Origin of the sequence: Cellulophaga baltica, from assembly GCF_018861125.1 — a bacterium.
Taxonomy (GTDB): domain Bacteria; phylum Bacteroidota; class Bacteroidia; order Flavobacteriales; family Flavobacteriaceae; genus Cellulophaga; species Cellulophaga baltica_A.
Genome location: NZ_JAHKQN010000005.1, coordinates 151,037 through 170,116 on the forward strand (window position 1 = coordinate 151,037; position 19,080 = coordinate 170,116).

Below are 19,080 nucleotides of genomic sequence, written 5' to 3' on the forward strand. Positions count from 1 at the left end.
ATATATCATGATTATTTTTGGGAGCAGATCAGTTCATATAAATACAGAACAATTAAAAAATACAAATTGTCCTAATTGCGACACTAAAGAATCTATGCTAGCCAGCGTATACAGAAGACATGCGCACGTATTTTGGATTCCTGTCTTTCCCTTAAGTAAATTTGGAGCTACAACATGCAATCATTGTAAACAAACTCTTAGAACTAATGAGATGCCTAGTTATATAAAAACAGAATTTAAAAGGGTTAAAAAAAACTCAAAAGGACCTGCATGGCAGTTTTCAGGACTAATTTTATTTGCTTTGTTAATAGTATTTGCAGGATTTGCATCTAAATCAGACAGAGCTTCTGAAAAAATGTATTTAGAAACTCCTTTAGTTGGTGATGTATACGAATATAAGTTAGCATACAGCCAATATTCTACCATGAAAATTATGCAGGTTACTACAGATAGTATTTTTGTTTCTCTTAATGATTATGAAATCAACAAAGCTTCAAGAATATATAGAATTGATAAATCTGAAAACTATTCCAATAAACTTTACGTGTATTCAAAAAAAGAAATTACCGATATGTACAACTCTAAAATTATATTTGACATTAATAGAGAATAATCTCTACTAATAAAACTTATCTTTTTAAGTGATAGTTACCTAACATGTTTTTCTCTACAGCTTTATCAAATGCTTTTATTATCTCGGGAGCCAAAACAGCTTTAGAAGTCCATTTTTTGTTACCATAAACACCAGCTTCAGAAACATCAAAAGACATAAAATCTATTTTTTTTATGTTCTTTTTAGATTTGAATCTGAAATCAAAATCAACAGCATCTTTAAACTCTGGATTAATAATTAAACTATGTTGATCGTGGCCTAACTGCTGCCATTCTTCAAAAGATTTATCATTGAAATTATAAGCTTTTTCCCTTACATTCCAATAGATATTTTTATCCATAGAAATATCTACTTTATCCCATGCACCTTTTAAAACATAACCCTTATCAAAGATTATAATATTTGAAATAAAATCAAAAGAATGATGGTCTTCAGATAATACACATTGCGCCTGGTATAATTTAGCAAAAGCAAAAATATTATTTCTTACTACATTATTTTCGCCATAGTGTTGTTGAAAACCTCCTGTTTTAGTTTTATAAACTAAATTATTTTCCATTGTTATTCCTGATGAACCTTCATCAGCGTATAAACCCCAACCACCATAACTGTAGGCATGAATATCATGCACAACATTATTTTCTAGAATCGTACCTTCTGATTGCCCTAAAGTATATATACCAGACATATCACTTAGCAAATCCCAACCAATGTGATGCACTCGGTTAAAAGCTATTTTATTATTTTTTGCCAAACTAGGCTTATAACCCCAAACCCAACCTACTGAAATTCCGGTATAGTAAAAATTACCAATATCATTATATGTTATTTCATTATCTGAACTATGACCAACCCAAATACCTACAGCTGGCGCAAATTCTTGTCCACCTGTTTGTATAATGTTATTATTTACTTTTATATGTTCTGTGTGATATTTACCATTCAAAGCTTTAAAATCACCCAAATAAATACCACCACCACCAATATTATGAATATAACAATGCTCAACTATTGAGTTGCTAGATCCTTTCCCAAACCAAATAGCATGCTGACCAATATCTGAAACTTCACAATTTTTAAAACTGATATTTTTAACTCCTTCAAGTTTTATCGTGGCATTAATCAACGCCGCCGCTTGGTTGGGCTCAAAACCTGTTGCCGGTAAATTATAAGCACTATGCTTAAATGACAAACCCTCAAAAGTGATATTAGTAACATAGTTTTCATTTTCTATATCGCCAGAAACTTCAATTAAACTTTCAAGAACAGGAGCTATAAATTCTGTATTCTCAATAGTTTGATTCACTAAAGGTTTATAAAACAAAGTCCCTTTTAAATTCAAAAACCATTCCCCTGGCTCATCTAATGCAGCTTTATAATTCTCAAAAACTACCCGACCTTCTTTCTTTAATTTATTCCAAGGTTTCATACCTTTTCCTGAAGTAACAATTAGCAGACTATCATTATCTATTTTATCAATATTCCTAATTGTTAAATCCCATTTATGAAAAGCTTTAAAACGGATTAAAGAAAGAGCATCATTACTTACATCTTTTAAGATTTGAAAATTCTTAGTATCAAAACGCAAAGTTTGTTGTGCTTTTTTCGGTTGTTTACCAAAGCCTTGTTCCCATATATTTTGTGATACACTGTCAATAGTTACAAATCCTTTATTTGGAGTTCGTGCAAGCGTTGCTCTTTTATTATTCACATATAATTGATTAAAACGCCATTTATAATAAGAGCTTTCAAATATGGACGTTTCCCAAAGACCATCTTCATTAACTTTAAAACCTGTTATTTTTTTACCACCACTAAATATTGGTTTCGCACCTTTTTCTGCTTTATAAACAATCGGATTTTCTGATGAACCACTATCAATTGTACTTAACTGTAGAGGCTCTGTCATTTCATAAAAACCATCTTTAACAATTACTGTAAAAGAAATTGAAGAATCTGTTCCCTTTTTATAAGTGCGAATCAAATTTCTTGCACCCGTAAGTGATGCCAAGGGTTCTTTTTCTGAACCAACATTTATATCATCACCAGTTGGTGATACATAAATTTCCACTTGTGCATTTAAAACTATAGAACTAAATACACATAGTAAACCGACTAATATTTTTTGTTTTCTCATAGGGTCATAAAGCTTGGAACCTATAAGTAAAATAAAACCTTGGAATTATTATATTAGTTTTCGATATACAACAAAAGAACTACTCTAATGGTAGTTATACTGGAGGAAAAAAGTATAAAAAAACTCCCATTACATTTTTAAAATGTAATGGGAGTTTCAACTTGCAGTGACCGCGAAGGGACTCAAACCCCCAACCCTCAGAGCCGAAATCTGATGCGCTATTCAGTTGCGCCACGCGGCCTATTAAACTTAAGTTAAGCTAATTTTTTCTTAACAATCATTGATATTGTTTTACCATCAGCTTGACCTGCTAATTCTTTTGAAACTACACCCATAACTTTACCCATATCTTTCATACCTTGAGCTCCAGTTTTTTCAATAGTTGCAACCACAACTTCTTCAATAGCTTCTTCTGATAATTGTTCCGGCAAAAATTTTTCAATTACAGCAACTTGCTCTAACTCAGGGGCTGCTAAATCTTCTCTACCTTGCTCTATAAAAATAGCTGCACTATCCTTACGTTGTTTTACTAATTTTTGAACCAATTGAATTTCTGCTTCTTCAGAAACTTCTTCTCCTGAACCTGTTTCTGTTTGCATTAATAATAATGCTGATTTAATTGCACGTAATGATTCTAAAGCTACTTTATCTTTAGCTTTCATTGCCGTTTTCATCTCATCCATTACTTGTTTCTGTAAGCTCATAATTTTTCTAATTTAGCTTGGCGAAGATAAAAAATAAACCCGAAAACACGTTGTGTTTTCGGGTTTAAACTTTCAGCAAACGCTGTATTAATCTACATTATCATGTAAAAAAGAGTTATTAGATCGTAATTGAATATCATCATTACTATCTTCCCCTAAAGATGTTCTTGACATCTTACTTTGTTTGTTTACATCATTTAAATTAACGCCTTTACGTTTGTAGGCTGGGTGTTTTTCAGCATCGTCATAACGATTTGCGTTATTGCTTTGAAACTTATAATTAAAGTCTTTCAACTTTCTTTTTCTTTCTTCTGATCTACTCCTTAGCAATTCTTCTAATGGCATTTCAACAGGATCAATATCAGCATCTTCTTCAGGTGCAGGAATTGGCCTTTCTACTGTTTTCTTTTCGAAACGAACATCTTCTTCTGTAACTTTAGGCTTAACTCTCTCTACTTTTTTTGATTGAGCACCTGTTAATTCATTCTCTAGCTCCATATAATCATCAAGGCTATATCTTTTCTCGCCATCTTTATTATACTCAACCACAGGAATTACTTCGACAGGCTCTTTTACATCCATATCTTTTACATCATCGTCTAAAGAGAATAAAACAACATTTTCTTTGTCTTCTTCTTTTAATTTTTTAGCTTCATTAGCATCAAAACCAAACAAGAACTGATTTTCTTCTGCTTTTACTGATGATACTTCAATTGGATCAACAACATCCAGTTCATTTAATTTTGCTTTTGAATCAACAATAACAAAATCATCACCAACTTTATCTGCAATTACTTCATCATAAAACACGTTAAAGTTTTTGATATAGCTTGTTGTCGGAATTAAATCCATTTCTGGTTTTTCTTCTTCTAAAACATGCTTAACTACTTTTGGCTCTTCTTCATCTTCGACCAACTGGAATACTACATTTTCTTCACCCATTAGGTGTTGTTCAGCTTTCTGACTATCTTCTAAAGTATGAATTATCTTTTTAGATTCAGTATTAACAATAGTATCCTGTTGGTCAATATTAAAACCCGTAGCGATCACCGTTACAGCAATTGCTTCCCCCAGTGTTTCATCTTCACCAACACCCATAATGATATTGGCACTATGGCCAGCTTCACCTTGTATATGATCATTAATCTCACCTATTTCATCAATTGTAATTTCTTTAGAACCAGAAACAATTAATAGCAGTACATTTTTAGCTCCTGATATTTTATTATCATTTAACAACGGAGAATCTAAAGCTTGCTTAATAGCTTCATTTGCTCTGGATGAACCTGATGCAGTTGCAGAACCCATAATAGCTGTACCACTATTAGAAAGTACTGTTTTAGCATCACGTAAATCTATATTTTGAGTGTAGTGATGTGTTATTACTTCGGCAATACCTCTTGCAGCAGTTGCTAATACTTCATCTGCTTTAGAGAACCCAGCTTTAAAACCAAGATTACCATATACTTCTCTTAATTTGTTATTATTAATAACAATTAATGAATCAACATTTTTACGCAATTTTTCGATACCAGCTTGAGCTTGCTTGGTTCTCATTTGCCCTTCAAATTGAAACGGAATTGTAACGATACCAACTGTAAGAATATCCAGTTCCCTAGCCTGTTTGGCAATCATTGGTGCAGCTCCAGTACCTGTACCACCACCCATACCGGCAGTTATAAAAACCATTTTAGTATTTGTACCTAACATGTTCTTAATTTCTTCCATACTTTCTATGGCAGATTGCTCTCCTACTTCTGGGTTTGCACCTGCACCTAGACCTTCTGTTAAAGAAACACCTAATTGTATTTTATTAGGCACCACACTATTATCTAATGCTTGGGAATCTGTGTTACAAATTATAAAATCAACGCCATTTATTCCGGCTGAGTACATGTGATTTATGGCATTACTACCACCACCACCTACTCCGATGACTTTAATTACATTACTCTGATTTTTTGGTAAATCAAATGATATACTTCCAAATTCATTACTGTTGCTCATACTTTGTGTATTACTGGTTATACGTGTTTTCGTCTATTCTCATTTTTTATTCTGCATTGTCTAAAAAATCTTTCAATTTATCAGACCACTTATCAAAAATCGATTTTCTCGGTTTTTGTACCGTAGGTTTTCTCACTTCCTCTGGTTCTTCTTCTTGTAAAGGAGAGTTTGCTATTTTCTCTTCCTCTTTTACAAGCTCTTGTTCTTCTTTTTCAATTGCTTCTTGTTTTGCTTTGTCTTTTAAAGCATTCATTAAAAGACCTACTGCTGTTGCATATAATGGACTTGCAATTTCTTCATCAGAATCACCTGCTAAATGCTCATTAGGATACCCAATTCGCGTATCCATACCTGTTATATACTCCACCAATTGCTTTAAGTGTTTTAATTGACTTCCGCCACCTGTTAAAACAATACCTGCTATAAGTTTTTTCTTTTGGTCATCATGACCGTAATTTTTAATTTCAACATAAACCTGTTCTATAATTTCTACAACTCTTGCGTGTATAATTTTAGAAAGGTTTTTTAATGTTATTTCTTTTGGTTCTCTACCTCTTAAACCTGGTATAGAAACAATTTCATTGTCTTTATTTTCACCTGGCCATGCAGAACCAAACTTTATTTTTAAAAGTTCAGCTTGCTTTTCAATAATAGAACAACCTTCTTTAATATCTTCGGTAATAACATTACCGCCAAAAGGGATTACTGCCGTATGACGAATAATTCCATCTTTAAAAATGGCTAAATCTGTTGTTCCACCACCTATATCAATTAAAGCTACACCTGCTTCTTTTTCTTCTTGACTTAAAACTGCATCAGCTGATGCTAATGGCTCTAATGTTATACCTCCTAAATCTAGACCCGCACTTTTAATACAACGACCTACATTTCTTATTGATGACACTTGACCAACTACAACATGAAAATTAGCTTCTAACCTTCCTCCATACATACCAATAGGCTCTTTTATTTCAGCCTGCCCATCAACTTTGTATTCTTGTGGTAAAACATGAATAATTTCTTCACCTGGTAACATGATTAATTTGTACACTTGGTTACAAAGCAAGTCTAAATCATCATCATCAATTACTTTTTCAGAATTTACTCTTGTGATATAATCGCTGTGTTGTAAACTTCTTATGTGTTGCCCTGCAATACCAACTACTACAGAACCTATTTTTAAACCTGAATTAGTCTCAGCCTGCTCTACAGCTTGCTGAATAGATTGTATGGTTTGTGTAATGTTATTCACAACACCACGGTGCACACCCAAACTTTTAGATTTACCTATGCCTAATATTTCTATTTTTCCGTATTCGTTTTCTTTACCAATAATCGCAACAATTTTTGTTGTTCCGATATCTAATCCAACTGAATATTTACCTTGTTCCATACTTTAAATTTTGGTGCACACAACTTGATTATTATACTCTAAACTTACCTTGCTAAAATTAGCTAAAGACTTATCTTTTGTTCCTTTTACATAAAAAGCTTTTAATTTATTAAACTTTTCATCTAAAGCTTCCGCTCTACCTAGAGAAACAACAAAATTGTCTGTTCTAAATTTTAACTGGTATTTTTGATTTTTTACGACCTGAATACCAATAACATTTTTGTGCAAAAAATTATCACTATTGATATGATTTAAAATCATATACAAATCTTTTAAACTGTCATCCGTAACATTACCTGTAATAACAGGCACTCTTGCGGAGTGATTTTGAGAAAGTGGCATACGCTTACCTTCATCATCAAGATAGTATATAGAACTGCCTTCAACCCTACCAATTGGGTTTCTTTGAGCGATTTTCGTCGTCAAATTCCCATCTACGGTAAGGTAAACTTGAGCATTTTTAACCATTTTATTGGCCTCCAAAGCATTTTCAATAGTATTCAAAACTAAATTTTCTTTAGGCATGTTTTCATACCCATGAAAATTTTGTATTAACAATTTATTAACCATGCCGTTAGTAAGGTACAAATTGTTACCATCTGTAAACTGAATATCAAGATTAGAAATGCTATTTTGTTGGTTTCTTATATTAGAAAAACCATATAACACAACTAATGTGACAGTCAGCAATACCATTTTCAAAATGTTCCAATTAATCTTCATTTATCAAAGCATTTTTAATTTTTACTACCTCTAACCCTATATCACCAGCTCCCATTGTCACTAATACTTCTGGTGATTGCAATTCTATTTCCTCTATTAAATTTGACTTATTTACTATTTTTTTATTTTGATGACTTATTTTATCTAATAACCATTCTGATGTTACACCTTCAATAGGCTTTTCTCTTGCCGGATAAATGTCTAACAATATTACATTTTCAAATTTTGAAAGACTACTCGCAAAATCGTCAATAAAATCCTTTGTTCTTGAAAACAAATGCGGCTGAAAAACTGCCAATACTTTTTTATTCGGGTGCATTTCAGACACCGCGCTATACACTGCATTAATTTCGGTAGGGTGATGTGCATAATCATCTATAAAAACAAACTCATCTGTTTTTATCTGATAAGAAAATCTTCGTTGCACTCCTTTAAAACTTGCCAAGGCTTTTATTAGCTTTTCTGGTGACGCATCAGACACTAAAGCCATTGCAAAAGCGACCAAAGCATTTAATAAATTATGCCTACCAGGTTTATTAAATTTCAAATCGGTATATAATGTTGTTGGTGTTTGTACATCAAAAACATAAGCTCCGTTTTTTATTCTAATATTTTTAGCACAATAATCTGCATCGTCTTCTATACCATACGTAAGACCATCAATTGGCAGACCATTACAAACAAATAATTTTCCACCTTTTTTTATTTTTGCTTTAAATTCCCCAAATGTTTTTTGCAATTCTTCACCTGTACCATAAATATCTAAATGGTCAGCATCCATTGAAGTAATACAAGCAACATCTGGTGTTAATTGTAAAAAAGAACGATCAAATTCATCTGCTTCAACCACTGAATAATCAGCACCTTGATAGTAGAAATTACTATTAAAATCTTCAGAAATTCCACCTAAAAAAGCAGTCATTGGTAATTGTGCTTCTTTTAAAATATGTGCTAAAATACTAGAGGTAGTTGTTTTACCATGTGTACCTGCAACTGCAAAACAAAAAGTTTCGTTTGTAGCGATACCTAAAACTTCAGATCGTTTTTTTACTTCAAAACCGTTTTTAAAAAAGTATTTTAATTCCGTATGATTGTTTGGTACAGCAGGTGTATATACTATTAAGCAAGTTTCTTTATCTAAAAAATTAGAATCAATTTTATCGATATCATCTTCATAATGAATTTCCATACCAACTGAAGCAAGATCTTTAGTTAACGGCGATTCTGTTTTATCATAACCACCTACATTTTTACCTAAAAAAACAAAATACCTAGCCAGGGCAGACATTCCTATGCCACCTACCCCTATAAAATATACGCTATGTATTTGATCCATTTTCATAAAAAACTACTACCCAATTTTACTTTTCAATAATTTTTCTATTTCGTCAACAATAGTTTTTGTTGCGTTTGGCATTGCCATTAGCTTGCTATTATCACTTAATTCTTTTTGTTTACTTTCACTTTTGAATAACGAAGTAAATTCATTTTCAAAATGAGCATCTAAATCTTTTTCTCGTATTAATACCGCTGCATTCTTTTCTTCGAGTGCTTGTGCATTTTTTGTTTGATGATCTTCAGCCACATTTGGCGAAGGAATATATATTACAGGTTTCCCTACAATACATAACTCAGAAACTGAACCCGCACCAGCTCTTGAAATAACAATATCTGCTGCTGTATATGCAAAATCCATCTTGTTCACAAAATCAAGAACTTTTACACTCACAGAATTGTATTTTTTATACTCTTCAAAATAAAGCTTACCACATTGCCAAATAACTTGAATTCCTAATTGTTTAAAGAAATCTAGCTCTTTTTCAATCAACTGATTAACTCTACGTGCACCTAAACTACCCCCCAAAATTAGTAAAGTTGGTTTTTGAGTATCTAATTCAAAAAAAGACAAAGCATCTTCTTTTGAAACATTCAAATCAACCAAATCACCACGAACAGGGTTACCTGTCTTCACTATTTTATCAGCAGGAAAAAACTGCTCCATCTTATCATAGGCTACACAAATCTTTTTAGCTTTTTTAGCCAATAATTTATTTGTTATTCCCGCATAAGAGTTCTGTTCTTGTAATACACATAGAACACCTTTGCTAGATGCTCTTTGCAAAAGTGGACCACTAGCAAAACCACCCGTACCAATTACTACATCGGGTTTAAATTTATTTACTATGCCACCAGCTTTCACCAAACTACTTATCAATTTAAAAGGAAACATCATGTTTTTCAGTGTCAAACTACGTTGCACTCCTGTAATCCACAATCCTTCAATTTTGTACCCAGCTTTGGGTACTTTTTCCATTTCCATTCTATCTTTTGCACCTACAAACAAAAATTCAGCATCAGGATACCTACTTTTTAATTCGTTTGCAATTGCAACTGCCGGATAAATATGTCCGCCAGTTCCTCCTCCAGATAGTATAAATCTATAATTGTCCACTTAAAACTTCTAAAGGGTTCGTATCATCTATATCAACAGAACTAGGTTCTTTACTTACTTCTTTATTACTCGCACTTAAAATAATACCAATAGCCAAACACGTCATCCAAGTTGAAGTACCACCGCTACTTATTAAAGGTAATGTTTGCCCCGTTACAGGAAATAACTCTACCGCAACCGCCATATTTATAAATGCCTGAAAAACGATTGGCAAACCAACACCGATTACCAATAATTTTCCAAAAATTGTTTGATTACCATTCGCTACAACTACTATTCTAAATAGTAAAAGAAGGTAGAAAAAGACTAAAATTAATCCACCAACTAAACCATACTCCTCAACTATAATCGCAAAAATGAAATCGGAAGAACTCTGTGGTAAAAAGTTTTTCTGAATACTCTTACCCGCACCTTTACCAATTACACCACCAGTTGCAATCGCTATTTTAGCTTTTTCAATTTGGTAATCTGACTCACCATCTTCACCATTCATAAAGCTCGTAATTCTACTTTCCCAAGTTGTAACCCTATTCGGAAATAAATCTGGAGCCGCTTTCGCTGTTAGAATAAACAAAGTTAAAAACAGTAAACCGCTACCCACTATTCCTAACAAATACTTAACAGGGTAACCACCTAAAAAACACAACACCATTACCATAAAAAATATAATTGCTGCAGTAGAAAAATTGGCAGGCAAAATTAACACTAAAATCACAAAAACAGGTAACCACAATGGTAAAATACTTTCTTTAAATGTAACTACTCTATCTTTTATTTTTGTTAAATAACGCGCCACATAAGCCATTAAAACAACCGCCGCTAATGTTGATGTTTGAAACGTAAACCCTACTAAAGGCAGACGAATCCATCTACTTGCATTAGCACCTCCAATGGTTGTACCTTGTGCCAAGGTATATACCAACAACAATATTACTATCGGCATTGTAATTAAAGATAAGCCTTTAAAAAAGTGCGTTGGAACTTTATGCACAGCATAAATAATCCCGAAACCTAACAACAATAAAAAGCCATGTTTGAACAAAAAGCTAAATGTTGTTTTTGTTCCATTCCCAACAACGTATACCAGATTACTACTTGCGCTGTAAACTGGTAAAAATGAGAACAAAGCAAGAAGCGCTACAATAGCCCAAATTGCTTTATCACCCTTTATTTTGTCGAAAAATTCCATTTATTTTATCTTATAAATTTTTAACTGCTGCTTTAAATTGATTACCACGGTCTTCGTAGTTATCAAAAAGATCAAAGCTTGCACAAGCTGGTGACAATAAAACAGTATCCCCTCTTTCCGCTACCTTATATGCAACTTTTATTGCCTCATCCATAGCATATGTTTCAACCAGCAAGTCTACCACATTACCAAAAGCTTCTTTTATTTTCGAATTATCTTTTCCTAAGCAAATAATCGTCTTTACTTTTTCGCGTACAAATGGCATTAATGATTTATAATCATTACCCTTATCAACACCACCAACAATCCAAACAGTAGGTGTTTTCATGCTATCTAACGCATAATAAGTAGCATTTACATTTGTTGCTTTAGAATCATTAATATACTCTACGTGATGAATTTTCAACACTTTCTCTAAACGATGCTCGGCACCTTGAAAATTAGTCACACTATTTCTAATGGTTGCTTTTCTAATACCAATTAGCTTTGCAGCTGTAGATGCTGCCATTGTATTTTTAAGGTTATGTTTACCTTCTAATGCTAATGAATCTGTCTTCATATTCAGTGTGTCGTTATTTAATCTCATCGTTATATTATTGTCTTTGCTATATGCTCCTTGCTCAATTTCTTTCTCAAGAGAAAAAGGAACTAATTTTGATTTTACTGGGTGATTTGCTAACCAATCTGTCAAGTCTTTATCGTCTGCATCATAAATCAGATAATCATCTTCTGTTTGATTTTCTGCTATCCTAAATTTTGATGCGATATAGTTTTCATACTTATACTCGTACCTATCTAAATGATCAGGCGAAATATTTGTAATAATTGCTATATGCGGTTTAAAATCTACAATACCATCAAGCTGAAAACTACTGATCTCTAAAACGTAGTAATCAAAATTATTTTCAGCTACCATTTTTGCATAACTATCACCAATATTACCAGCCATACCAACGCTTACGCCATCACTTTTTATAATATGATTTGTAAGCATGGTAGTTGTGGTTTTACCATTACTACCCGTAATACCAATAACTGTTGCATTGGTGAATTTTGTTGCAAATTCAATTTCAGAAATTACAGGAATACCTTTTTCTTTTAATTTCACTATAAGAGCTACTTTATCAGGTATTCCAGGACTTTTCATAACTACATCAGCATTTAATATTAATGTCTCTGTATGTTGCTCGTCTTCCCAATTAATCTCAAAATGTTCAAGAACTTTTTTATACTTATCTTTTATTTTTCCTTTATCAGAAACAAAAACTTCATATCCTTTTTGCTTTCCTAAAATTGCGGTTCCTACACCGCTTTCTCCACCACCTAAAACAACTAAGCGGTTTCCTGTATTTATTCCTCCGAAAGAAGGGAACTTGTTACTTATATTTTTTTCTATTTCTTTTTTCATATTCAACACCTTTCAATTTTGAAAAGTTGCTATTGAATGTTATCGCACCTTTAATGTCACAATTGTTATAATTGTCAATAAGATTCCCACAATCCAAAAACGAGTTACAATCTTACTTTCATGGTATCCTTTCTTCTGATAATGGTGGTGCAAAGGGGCCATTAAAAAAACACGCTTTCCTTCTCCTGTTTTCTTTTTTGTGTATTTAAAATACCCTACTTGTAACATTACCGAAATTGACTCCGCAAAGAAAATTCCGCATAACACCGGTATCAATAATTCTTTTCTGATAATAATTGCCACAACAGCAATAACACCACCGATAGTTAAACTACCCGTATCACCCATAAAAACTTGTGCAGGAAACGTATTGTACCATAAAAAACCAACTAAAGCTCCAATAAATGCACCTAAAAAAACTACCAATTCACCTGCTCTAGGAATGTACATGACATCTAAATAATTAGAAAAAATAATATTCCCCGATATCCAAGTTAATATCGCTAATGCTAGCACTATTATGGCGGAGGATCCTGCGGCCAAACCATCAATTCCATCAGTTAAGTTAGCACCGTTTGATACTGCAGTTACTATAATTATCACAAAAAGGATAAATATTACCCAAGTATACTTTTCAGCGCCGTCACCCATCCAAGAAATAAAAACTGAATAATCTAACTCGTTATTTTTCAAAAAAGGAACGGTTGTTTTTGCCGCCTTAATTTCTGCTCCAACTTGTTTTTCAACTGTAAAAGATGGTGTAATTATTGTTTTACTACGTTCTTTCATTGTTACTTCAGGGTGGAAGTATAGCGTTGCTCCAACTATTAAACCAAGTACCACTTGCCCTAGCACTTTAAACTTACCTTTTAAACCTTCTTTATCTTTTTTAAAGACTTTTATATAATCATCAACAAAACCAATGATTCCCATCCAGATTGTTGTCACAATCAATAAAATCACATAAATATTATCAAGCTTTGAAAACAATAACACAGGAATTAAAGTTGCCATAATAATAATTAAACCACCCATTGTTGGCGTACCTGCTTTCTGTTTTTGACCATCTAAGCCTAAATCACGAACCGTTTCTCCAATTTGCTTTTTCTGTAGAAAAACAATCACCTTTTTACCATAAACGGTAGCGATTAGCAATGATGTTAATATTGCTAGTGCCGCTCTAAAAGTGATGAACTGAAAAAGTCCCGCACCTGGCAGATCATAATTTTTTTCTAAAAATTCAAATAAGTAGTATAACATTTTACGTTAATTCTTAGTCTTAGTTATTTGTTTAAATTTTTTAAAATCTCTTTTACTATTTGATAGTCATCAAAATCTACTCGAACACCATTTGTTTCTTGATAGGTTTCATGACCCTTACCCGCGATTAAAATAATATCATTAGTATTTGCTAATTGACAAGCTGTTTTAATAGCTTGTTTTCTATTCTCAATCGTCAATGTTTTTCTTGTATTTTGCGCTTCTACTCCCGCTTCAACCTCACTCAAAATAACATCAGGATCTTCTGTTCTTGGATTATCAGAGGTGAAAATTGCAGTACTACTCATTTCTGATGCGATATGACCCATAACCGGACGCTTAGACTTATCTCTATCGCCACCACACCCCACAACGGTGATGACGCTTTCATTTCCAGTCCTCAATGTATTAATTGTATCAAGCACATTTTTGAGCGCATCCGGCGTATGAGCATAGTCAACAATTGCCGTTATTTTTTGTTCTGATATAAAGTATTGAAAACGCCCATCAACATTCTCAAGCTCACTTAATAATCGTAATATTTCCAACTTTTCTAAACCTAATAAATCTGCCGTTGCATAAATTGCCAACATATTATAAGCATTGAAATCTCCTATAAGTCTAGACCAGACCTCTTCATTGTCAATTTTCAATAATTGACCATTAAATTGATTTTCTAAAATTTGTGCTCTATAATCCGCATAGGTCTTTAAAGCATAAGTCTGCTTTCTAGCCTTAGTGTTTTGCAACATTATAGAACCATTTTTATCATCAATATTGGTTAAAGCAAATGCTGCTTTTGGCAACTGATCAAAAAGTAGCTTTTTTGTATCACGGTATTCCGCAAAAGTTTTATGATAATCTAAGTGATCATGAGATAAATTGGTGAAAATTGCACCTTCAAAAACTAAACCTTCAGTTCTCTTTTGATGAATACCGTGCGAACTAACCTCCATAAAACAGAATTCAACACCTTCATCATTCATTAAACTTAAATGCTTATTTATAGTCAAAGCATCAGGAGTGGTATGGCTGGTTTTGTATTCTTTTTCATCAACCAATATTTTAATAGTAGAAATTAAACCTACTTTAAAACCTGCCTTTTTAAATAACTGATACAACAAACTCGTCACTGTTGTTTTACCGTTTGTACCTGTAACACCAACTAACTTCAAATTAGCTGAAGGATTACCGTAATAATTAGAAGCCATTATGGCTAATGCTTTATTCCCGTTATCAACCTCAACATAGGTTATGCCTTCTGTAAAATTGCTAGGCATTTCTTCGCAAACAATTGCTTTAGCACCTAATGAAATAGCTTTATCTATATATTGATGACCATCAGTCAACGTACCTCTAATGGCAATAAACACATCATTATGTTCTACTTTTCTAGAATCAAAACAAACTGATTTTACAGCAACAGAAGTTGACCCGTTTACAGCGGATAAACTAACCCCAAACAATATGTCTTTTAATGACTTCATGATAATTCTAAAACAACAGTTTTAACCTCGTTAATATTTATTCCTTTTACAGACTGCTTTTTTACTTTGCCATTACCATTCACCTTAACTTGTAAACCAAGGTTTTCTAATATTGAAATAGCATCCATACCACTCATACCTTCTACATTAGGCACTTTATTGTATTTCTTATTTGATACCGTATAATATTGTTGGTATTTTTTATCTAAATCAACATCTTTAATCTCTAAGTCATCAACCTCATCAACCAAAGGCGATGTTGCGTAAATTTTTTGTGCTACAGATTTAAAAACTGGCCCTGATACATCTGCACCGTAATAACCAACTCTTTTGTCTGGCTCATGAATAACTACAATGCAAGAATATTTAGGATTATCCGCAGGAAAATAACCTGCAAAAGTTGAGATGTACTTTAATTTATTAGGGTCTTTAGAAACATAATCTTTTTGACAAGTACCTGTTTTACCTGCCATTGAAAAATTTGGCGAATACAAACCATGACCTGTACCAAATTTCTTTTCAACCACACCCTTCAATAGAGCCTGAACTTTAGCTACTGTTTCTTTAGAACATATTGACGGATTAATTACTTCTTTATCAAACTTTTCAATAGTTTTATCCCATTCTTTATACTCTTTCAACAACCTTGGCTTTACCATTTCACCATCATTAGCAATTGCATTGTAAAATGTAAGTGTTTGTAGTGGTGTTAATGAAACCTCATAACCATGAGACATCCAAGCTAAAGAAATACCTGACCAACCTTTATCACCAGGATATCTAATCACAGGTTTTCCCTCTCCTTTAATAGGCAAACCCAACTCCCTATTTAAACCCATATTCATTAATCGGTTTACATATTTTTCAGGCTTATCTTTATAGTTATTGTAAATTAATTTTGCAAAAGCAGTATTTGACGATATTTCAAAAGCTTTTGCCATACTCACTTTACCATAACCACCCCACTTAGAATCTTTTACAGTTTTGTTGTACACTTTAAATCTTCCGTTTTCTGTATCAATTACCGTACTTGTATCAACTACTTTATCTTCAAGTGCAACTACTAAAGACATTAATTTGAAGGTAGACCCTGGCTCATGCGATTCTCCAATAGCATAATTTAGACGCTCGTAATATTTACCAGCCTCAGTTCTTCCTAAATTAGAGATTGCTTTTATTTCTCCTGTCTTTGTTTCCATCACAATAACACAACCGTGATCTGCTTTGTATTTTTCTAGTTGACCCAAAAGTGCGTGGTGTGCAATATCTTGTATATTTACATCAATTGTAGAATACACATCGTAACCATCAATTGGCTCAACAATGTTCTCCATACCAATTGGCTTCCACTGTCCTTTCGCTATTTTTTGCTTTAAACGACTTCCTTTTTTACCACTTAAATATTCAGTAAACGCACCTTCTAGCCCAACTCTTGTCGCGTGACCTTCAGCATCATAACGCTCATAGCCAACACTACGCTCAGCTATTTTACCTAGAGGATGCTCACGAACTGTATTTTGCTCCACAACAATACCTCCTCGATTTGGACCTTTAACAAAAAGCGGCATCTTTTTTACTTGCATGTAGTCTGAATAATCTAGATTTCTAGCAACTAATGCATACCTATTTTTATTAGCTCTCGCTTTACGTAACAATTGCTCGTAATGCGACGCAGGTTTTTTTAATAATTTTGATAATTCTTTTGAAAGTGGTTTTATATTCTCATTAAAGTCTTCACTTTTAACCGTAACAGCATCAAAACGGATGTTATATCTAGAAACAGAAGTAGCCAGCAAACTTCCATCTGCTGAATATAAATTACCACGGTTAGGTGTGATTGTAAAAACTTTCTCTGTACGATCTTCAGCTAATTGACGGTATTTATCACCATCAACCATTTGAATACTCACAAGTTTTACCACCACAGCTATAGCGAAAACTATCAAAAAGCCCGCTACTACATATAACCTTGTTAATATTTTCTTTTCTGTTACTGCCACTATTTAGCCGATTTAACTCTTATTTTATGTGGTGGTGTTTCTGAAGGAAATAAACCATCTAAACTTACCGTTTTTAATATTTCAGATTCCAATTTTAATTTTTGCACATCTGTTTGCCCGTCAATAAACTGACTACGCAATTCTTTAACTTCTTCATTTAAAGCTGCTATTCTATGCACTTTACCATCTGCACCGTGAGAACTAGCAATCATAACTGCAGCTAAAAAAGAAGTGAATATTATAAAAATCCAATTTTTAGGAGCATCACCACTCACTAAAAACTTCCCTTTTAATATGTCTAACAATCCTTTTCTCATCACAACAATTATTTTACTTTTATTTTTGTTGCTATTCTTAATTTTGCACTACGCGCTCTATTATTCTGAGCAATTTCTTGCTTTGAAGGAACAATTAAACCGCCAACCTTTTTTAAAGGAACTGAAATGTTCCCGTAAAAATCTTTTTCTGGCTCACCTTCAAACTGTCCTGCTCTTATATACCTTTTCACCAATCTATCTTCTAAAGAATGGTAACTAATCACACTCAACCTACCCTCTTCATTTAATAAATTAGGCACTTGTAACAAAAACTCTTTTATTACTTCTATTTCTTGATTTACTTCAATACGAATGGCTTGATAAATCTGAGCTAGTATTTTATGCTCTACGCGTGCTGGCAAAAATTGCTTTAACACACCTTTTAATTGCTCCGTAGTTTTTATTGGCGAGTCTTCCCTACTTGCTATTATCGTTGTTGCAATTGTGTTTGCATTGCGTAAATCACCATACTGAAACAAAACCCTTCGCAAATCATCATACTCATAGGTATTCACTACATCATAAGCAGAAACTGTATTTCGCTTACTCATTCGCATATCCAAATCAGCATCAAAACGAGTAGAAAAACCACGCTCTGCAACATCAAACTGATGAGACGAGACACCAAAATCACCTAAAATACCGTCTACCTCACGAACACCATAAAATTTCAAAAACTGACCGATGAATCTAAAATTCTCATGAATTAAAGTAAACCTTGGATCATCAATTGCATTTTTCAAAGCATCTTCATCTTGGTCAAACGCAAATAACTTTCCGTTTTCACCTAAGCGTTTTAATATTTCTTTTGAATGACCACCACCACCGAACGTAACATCAACATAAACGCCATCGCTCTTTATGTTTAGTCCGTCAACAGATTCAGTCAATAAAACTGGATTATGATAATTCATCTTCTCCTCCCATTACTTCTTCAGCCAATGCAGCAAAATCTTCTGCAGTATCTTCAAGAACTTTTTCGTAACTCCCTTTATCCCAAATTTCTATAATATTGATAGCTGAACTCAGCACAACTTCTTTAGAAATTTTCGCAATTTCAATCAAATTTTTCGGTATTAATAAGCGACCAGTAGCATCAATTTCAACTACCTTTACCCCCGCCGAAAAACGACGTATAAAATCATTGTTCTTCTTTACAAACCTATTTTTCTTATTTAATTTCTCCATTAGAAGATTCCACTCTTTCATCGGATAAATTTCTAAACAAGGTTGAAAAACAGAACGTTTTAAAACAAAACCATCTGCAAGCACTGGTGCCAACTGACTTTTAAGCGCAACAGGGAGCATAATTCGCCCTTTTGCGTCAGCCTTACAGTCATATGTTCCAATGAAATTGATCACTAATTAATGGTTTTACTCAAATAATAAC

Annotated in this window: 16 protein-coding genes and 1 tRNA gene; 1 reads left to right on the plus strand and 16 read right to left on the minus strand. The window is 33.1% G+C overall.

Annotated elements, in window-relative coordinates; genetic code table 11:
• Positions 1–7: 7 nt before the first annotated feature.
• On the plus strand, positions 8–613 hold the full coding sequence (locus KO500_RS01380) for a hypothetical protein (RefSeq protein ID WP_215954701.1): 606 nt from the start codon (positions 8–10) through the stop codon (positions 611–613).
• Between the two features lie 16 nt (positions 614–629).
• Here KO500_RS01380 and KO500_RS01385 read toward each other — a convergent pair whose 3' ends face one another.
• The 16 genes from KO500_RS01385 to mraZ form a co-directional block, all read right to left on the minus strand.
• Complete coding sequence (locus KO500_RS01385; RefSeq protein WP_215954702.1) at positions 630–2,750, minus strand: right-handed parallel beta-helix repeat-containing protein; 2,121 nt, start codon at positions 2,748–2,750, stop codon at positions 630–632.
• A 167-nt stretch (positions 2,751–2,917) separates the two neighbouring features.
• Positions 2,918–2,991, minus strand: a tRNA-Arg gene (locus tag KO500_RS01390).
• Positions 2,992–3,004: 13 nt separating this feature from the next.
• Entirely contained in the window at positions 3,005–3,454 is a 450-nt protein-coding gene (locus KO500_RS01395; RefSeq protein WP_215954703.1) for a GatB/YqeY domain-containing protein, read from the minus strand.
• Positions 3,455–3,541: 87 nt separating this feature from the next.
• Complete coding sequence (gene ftsZ, locus KO500_RS01400) at positions 3,542–5,461, minus strand: cell division protein FtsZ (RefSeq protein ID WP_215954704.1); 1,920 nt, start codon at positions 5,459–5,461, stop codon at positions 3,542–3,544.
• Positions 5,462–5,507: 46 nt separating this feature from the next.
• Positions 5,508–6,854 carry a cell division protein FtsA gene (gene ftsA, locus KO500_RS01405; protein ID WP_215954705.1) on the minus strand — a complete coding sequence of 449 codons (1,347 nt, stop codon included), beginning with the start codon at positions 6,852–6,854 and terminating at the stop codon, positions 5,508–5,510.
• A gap of 3 nt (positions 6,855–6,857) precedes the next feature.
• Positions 6,858–7,577, minus strand: a complete 720-nt coding sequence (locus KO500_RS01410; protein ID WP_215954706.1) for a cell division protein FtsQ/DivIB — start codon at positions 7,575–7,577, stop codon at positions 6,858–6,860.
• Complete coding sequence (gene murC / locus KO500_RS01415; RefSeq protein WP_215954707.1) at positions 7,567–8,919, minus strand: UDP-N-acetylmuramate--L-alanine ligase; 1,353 nt, start codon at positions 8,917–8,919, stop codon at positions 7,567–7,569. Before murC ends, KO500_RS01410 begins: the two co-directional genes overlap by 11 nt.
• A 9-nt stretch (positions 8,920–8,928) precedes the next feature.
• Positions 8,929–10,029, minus strand: coding sequence for an undecaprenyldiphospho-muramoylpentapeptide beta-N-acetylglucosaminyltransferase (murG, locus tag KO500_RS01420; RefSeq protein ID WP_215954708.1), 1,101 nt, complete (start codon positions 10,027–10,029; stop codon positions 8,929–8,931).
• On the minus strand, positions 10,016–11,218 hold the full coding sequence (locus KO500_RS01425; RefSeq protein WP_215954709.1) for an FtsW/RodA/SpoVE family cell cycle protein: 1,203 nt from the start codon (positions 11,216–11,218) through the stop codon (positions 10,016–10,018). Before KO500_RS01425 ends, murG begins: the two co-directional genes overlap by 14 nt.
• A gap of 10 nt (positions 11,219–11,228) precedes the next feature.
• On the minus strand, positions 11,229–12,626 hold the full coding sequence (murD, locus tag KO500_RS01430) for a UDP-N-acetylmuramoyl-L-alanine--D-glutamate ligase (protein WP_215954710.1): 1,398 nt from the start codon (positions 12,624–12,626) through the stop codon (positions 11,229–11,231).
• A 39-nt stretch (positions 12,627–12,665) separates the two neighbouring features.
• Positions 12,666–13,886 (minus strand): phospho-N-acetylmuramoyl-pentapeptide-transferase, encoded by a 1,221-nt coding sequence (gene mraY / locus KO500_RS01435; RefSeq protein WP_215954711.1) that lies wholly within the window; start codon positions 13,884–13,886, stop codon positions 12,666–12,668.
• 23 nt (positions 13,887–13,909) lie between these two features.
• On the minus strand, positions 13,910–15,373 hold the full coding sequence (locus KO500_RS01440; protein WP_215954712.1) for a UDP-N-acetylmuramoyl-L-alanyl-D-glutamate--2,6-diaminopimelate ligase: 1,464 nt from the start codon (positions 15,371–15,373) through the stop codon (positions 13,910–13,912).
• On the minus strand, positions 15,370–17,373 hold the full coding sequence (locus KO500_RS01445) for a penicillin-binding protein (protein ID WP_215954713.1): 2,004 nt from the start codon (positions 17,371–17,373) through the stop codon (positions 15,370–15,372). Before KO500_RS01445 ends, KO500_RS01440 begins: the two co-directional genes overlap by 4 nt.
• Positions 17,373–17,690 (minus strand): FtsL-like putative cell division protein, encoded by a 318-nt coding sequence (locus KO500_RS01450; RefSeq protein ID WP_215954714.1) that lies wholly within the window; start codon positions 17,688–17,690, stop codon positions 17,373–17,375. The genes KO500_RS01445 and KO500_RS01450 overlap by 1 nt, the downstream gene beginning before the upstream one ends.
• Before the next feature lie 8 nt (positions 17,691–17,698).
• Entirely contained in the window at positions 17,699–18,604 is a 906-nt protein-coding gene (gene rsmH, locus KO500_RS01455) for a 16S rRNA (cytosine(1402)-N(4))-methyltransferase RsmH (protein WP_215954715.1), read from the minus strand.
• Positions 18,591–19,052, minus strand: a complete 462-nt coding sequence (gene mraZ, locus KO500_RS01460) for a division/cell wall cluster transcriptional repressor MraZ (protein WP_215954716.1) — start codon at positions 19,050–19,052, stop codon at positions 18,591–18,593. The genes rsmH and mraZ overlap by 14 nt, the downstream gene beginning before the upstream one ends.
• Positions 19,053–19,080: the final 28 nt, after the last annotated feature.

Coding starts and splice junctions, on each gene's coding strand:
- mraY (WP_215954711.1), bottom strand. CDS start 13,886: ATGTTATACTACTTATTTGAATTTTTAGAAAAAAATTATGATCTGCCA.
- KO500_RS01395 (WP_215954703.1), bottom strand. CDS start 3,454: ATGAGCTTACAGAAACAAGTAATGGATGAGATGAAAACGGCAATGAAA.
- murC (WP_215954707.1), bottom strand. CDS start 8,919: ATGAAAATGGATCAAATACATAGCGTATATTTTATAGGGGTAGGTGGC.
- murD (WP_215954710.1), bottom strand. CDS start 12,626: ATGAAAAAAGAAATAGAAAAAAATATAAGTAACAAGTTCCCTTCTTTC.
- KO500_RS01385 (WP_215954702.1), bottom strand. CDS start 2,750: ATGAGAAAACAAAAAATATTAGTCGGTTTACTATGTGTATTTAGTTCT.
- rsmH (WP_215954715.1), bottom strand. CDS start 18,604: ATGAATTATCATAATCCAGTTTTATTGACTGAATCTGTTGACGGACTA.
- ftsA (WP_215954705.1), bottom strand. CDS start 6,854: ATGGAACAAGGTAAATATTCAGTTGGATTAGATATCGGAACAACAAAA.
- KO500_RS01440 (WP_215954712.1), bottom strand. CDS start 15,373: ATGAAGTCATTAAAAGACATATTGTTTGGGGTTAGTTTATCCGCTGTA.
- ftsZ (WP_215954704.1), bottom strand. CDS start 5,461: ATGAGCAACAGTAATGAATTTGGAAGTATATCATTTGATTTACCAAAA.
- KO500_RS01450 (WP_215954714.1), bottom strand. CDS start 17,690: ATGAGAAAAGGATTGTTAGACATATTAAAAGGGAAGTTTTTAGTGAGT.
- KO500_RS01380 (WP_215954701.1), top strand. CDS start 8: ATGATTATTTTTGGGAGCAGATCAGTTCATATAAATACAGAACAATTA.
- KO500_RS01410 (WP_215954706.1), bottom strand. CDS start 7,577: ATGAAGATTAATTGGAACATTTTGAAAATGGTATTGCTGACTGTCACA.
- KO500_RS01425 (WP_215954709.1), bottom strand. CDS start 11,218: ATGGAATTTTTCGACAAAATAAAGGGTGATAAAGCAATTTGGGCTATT.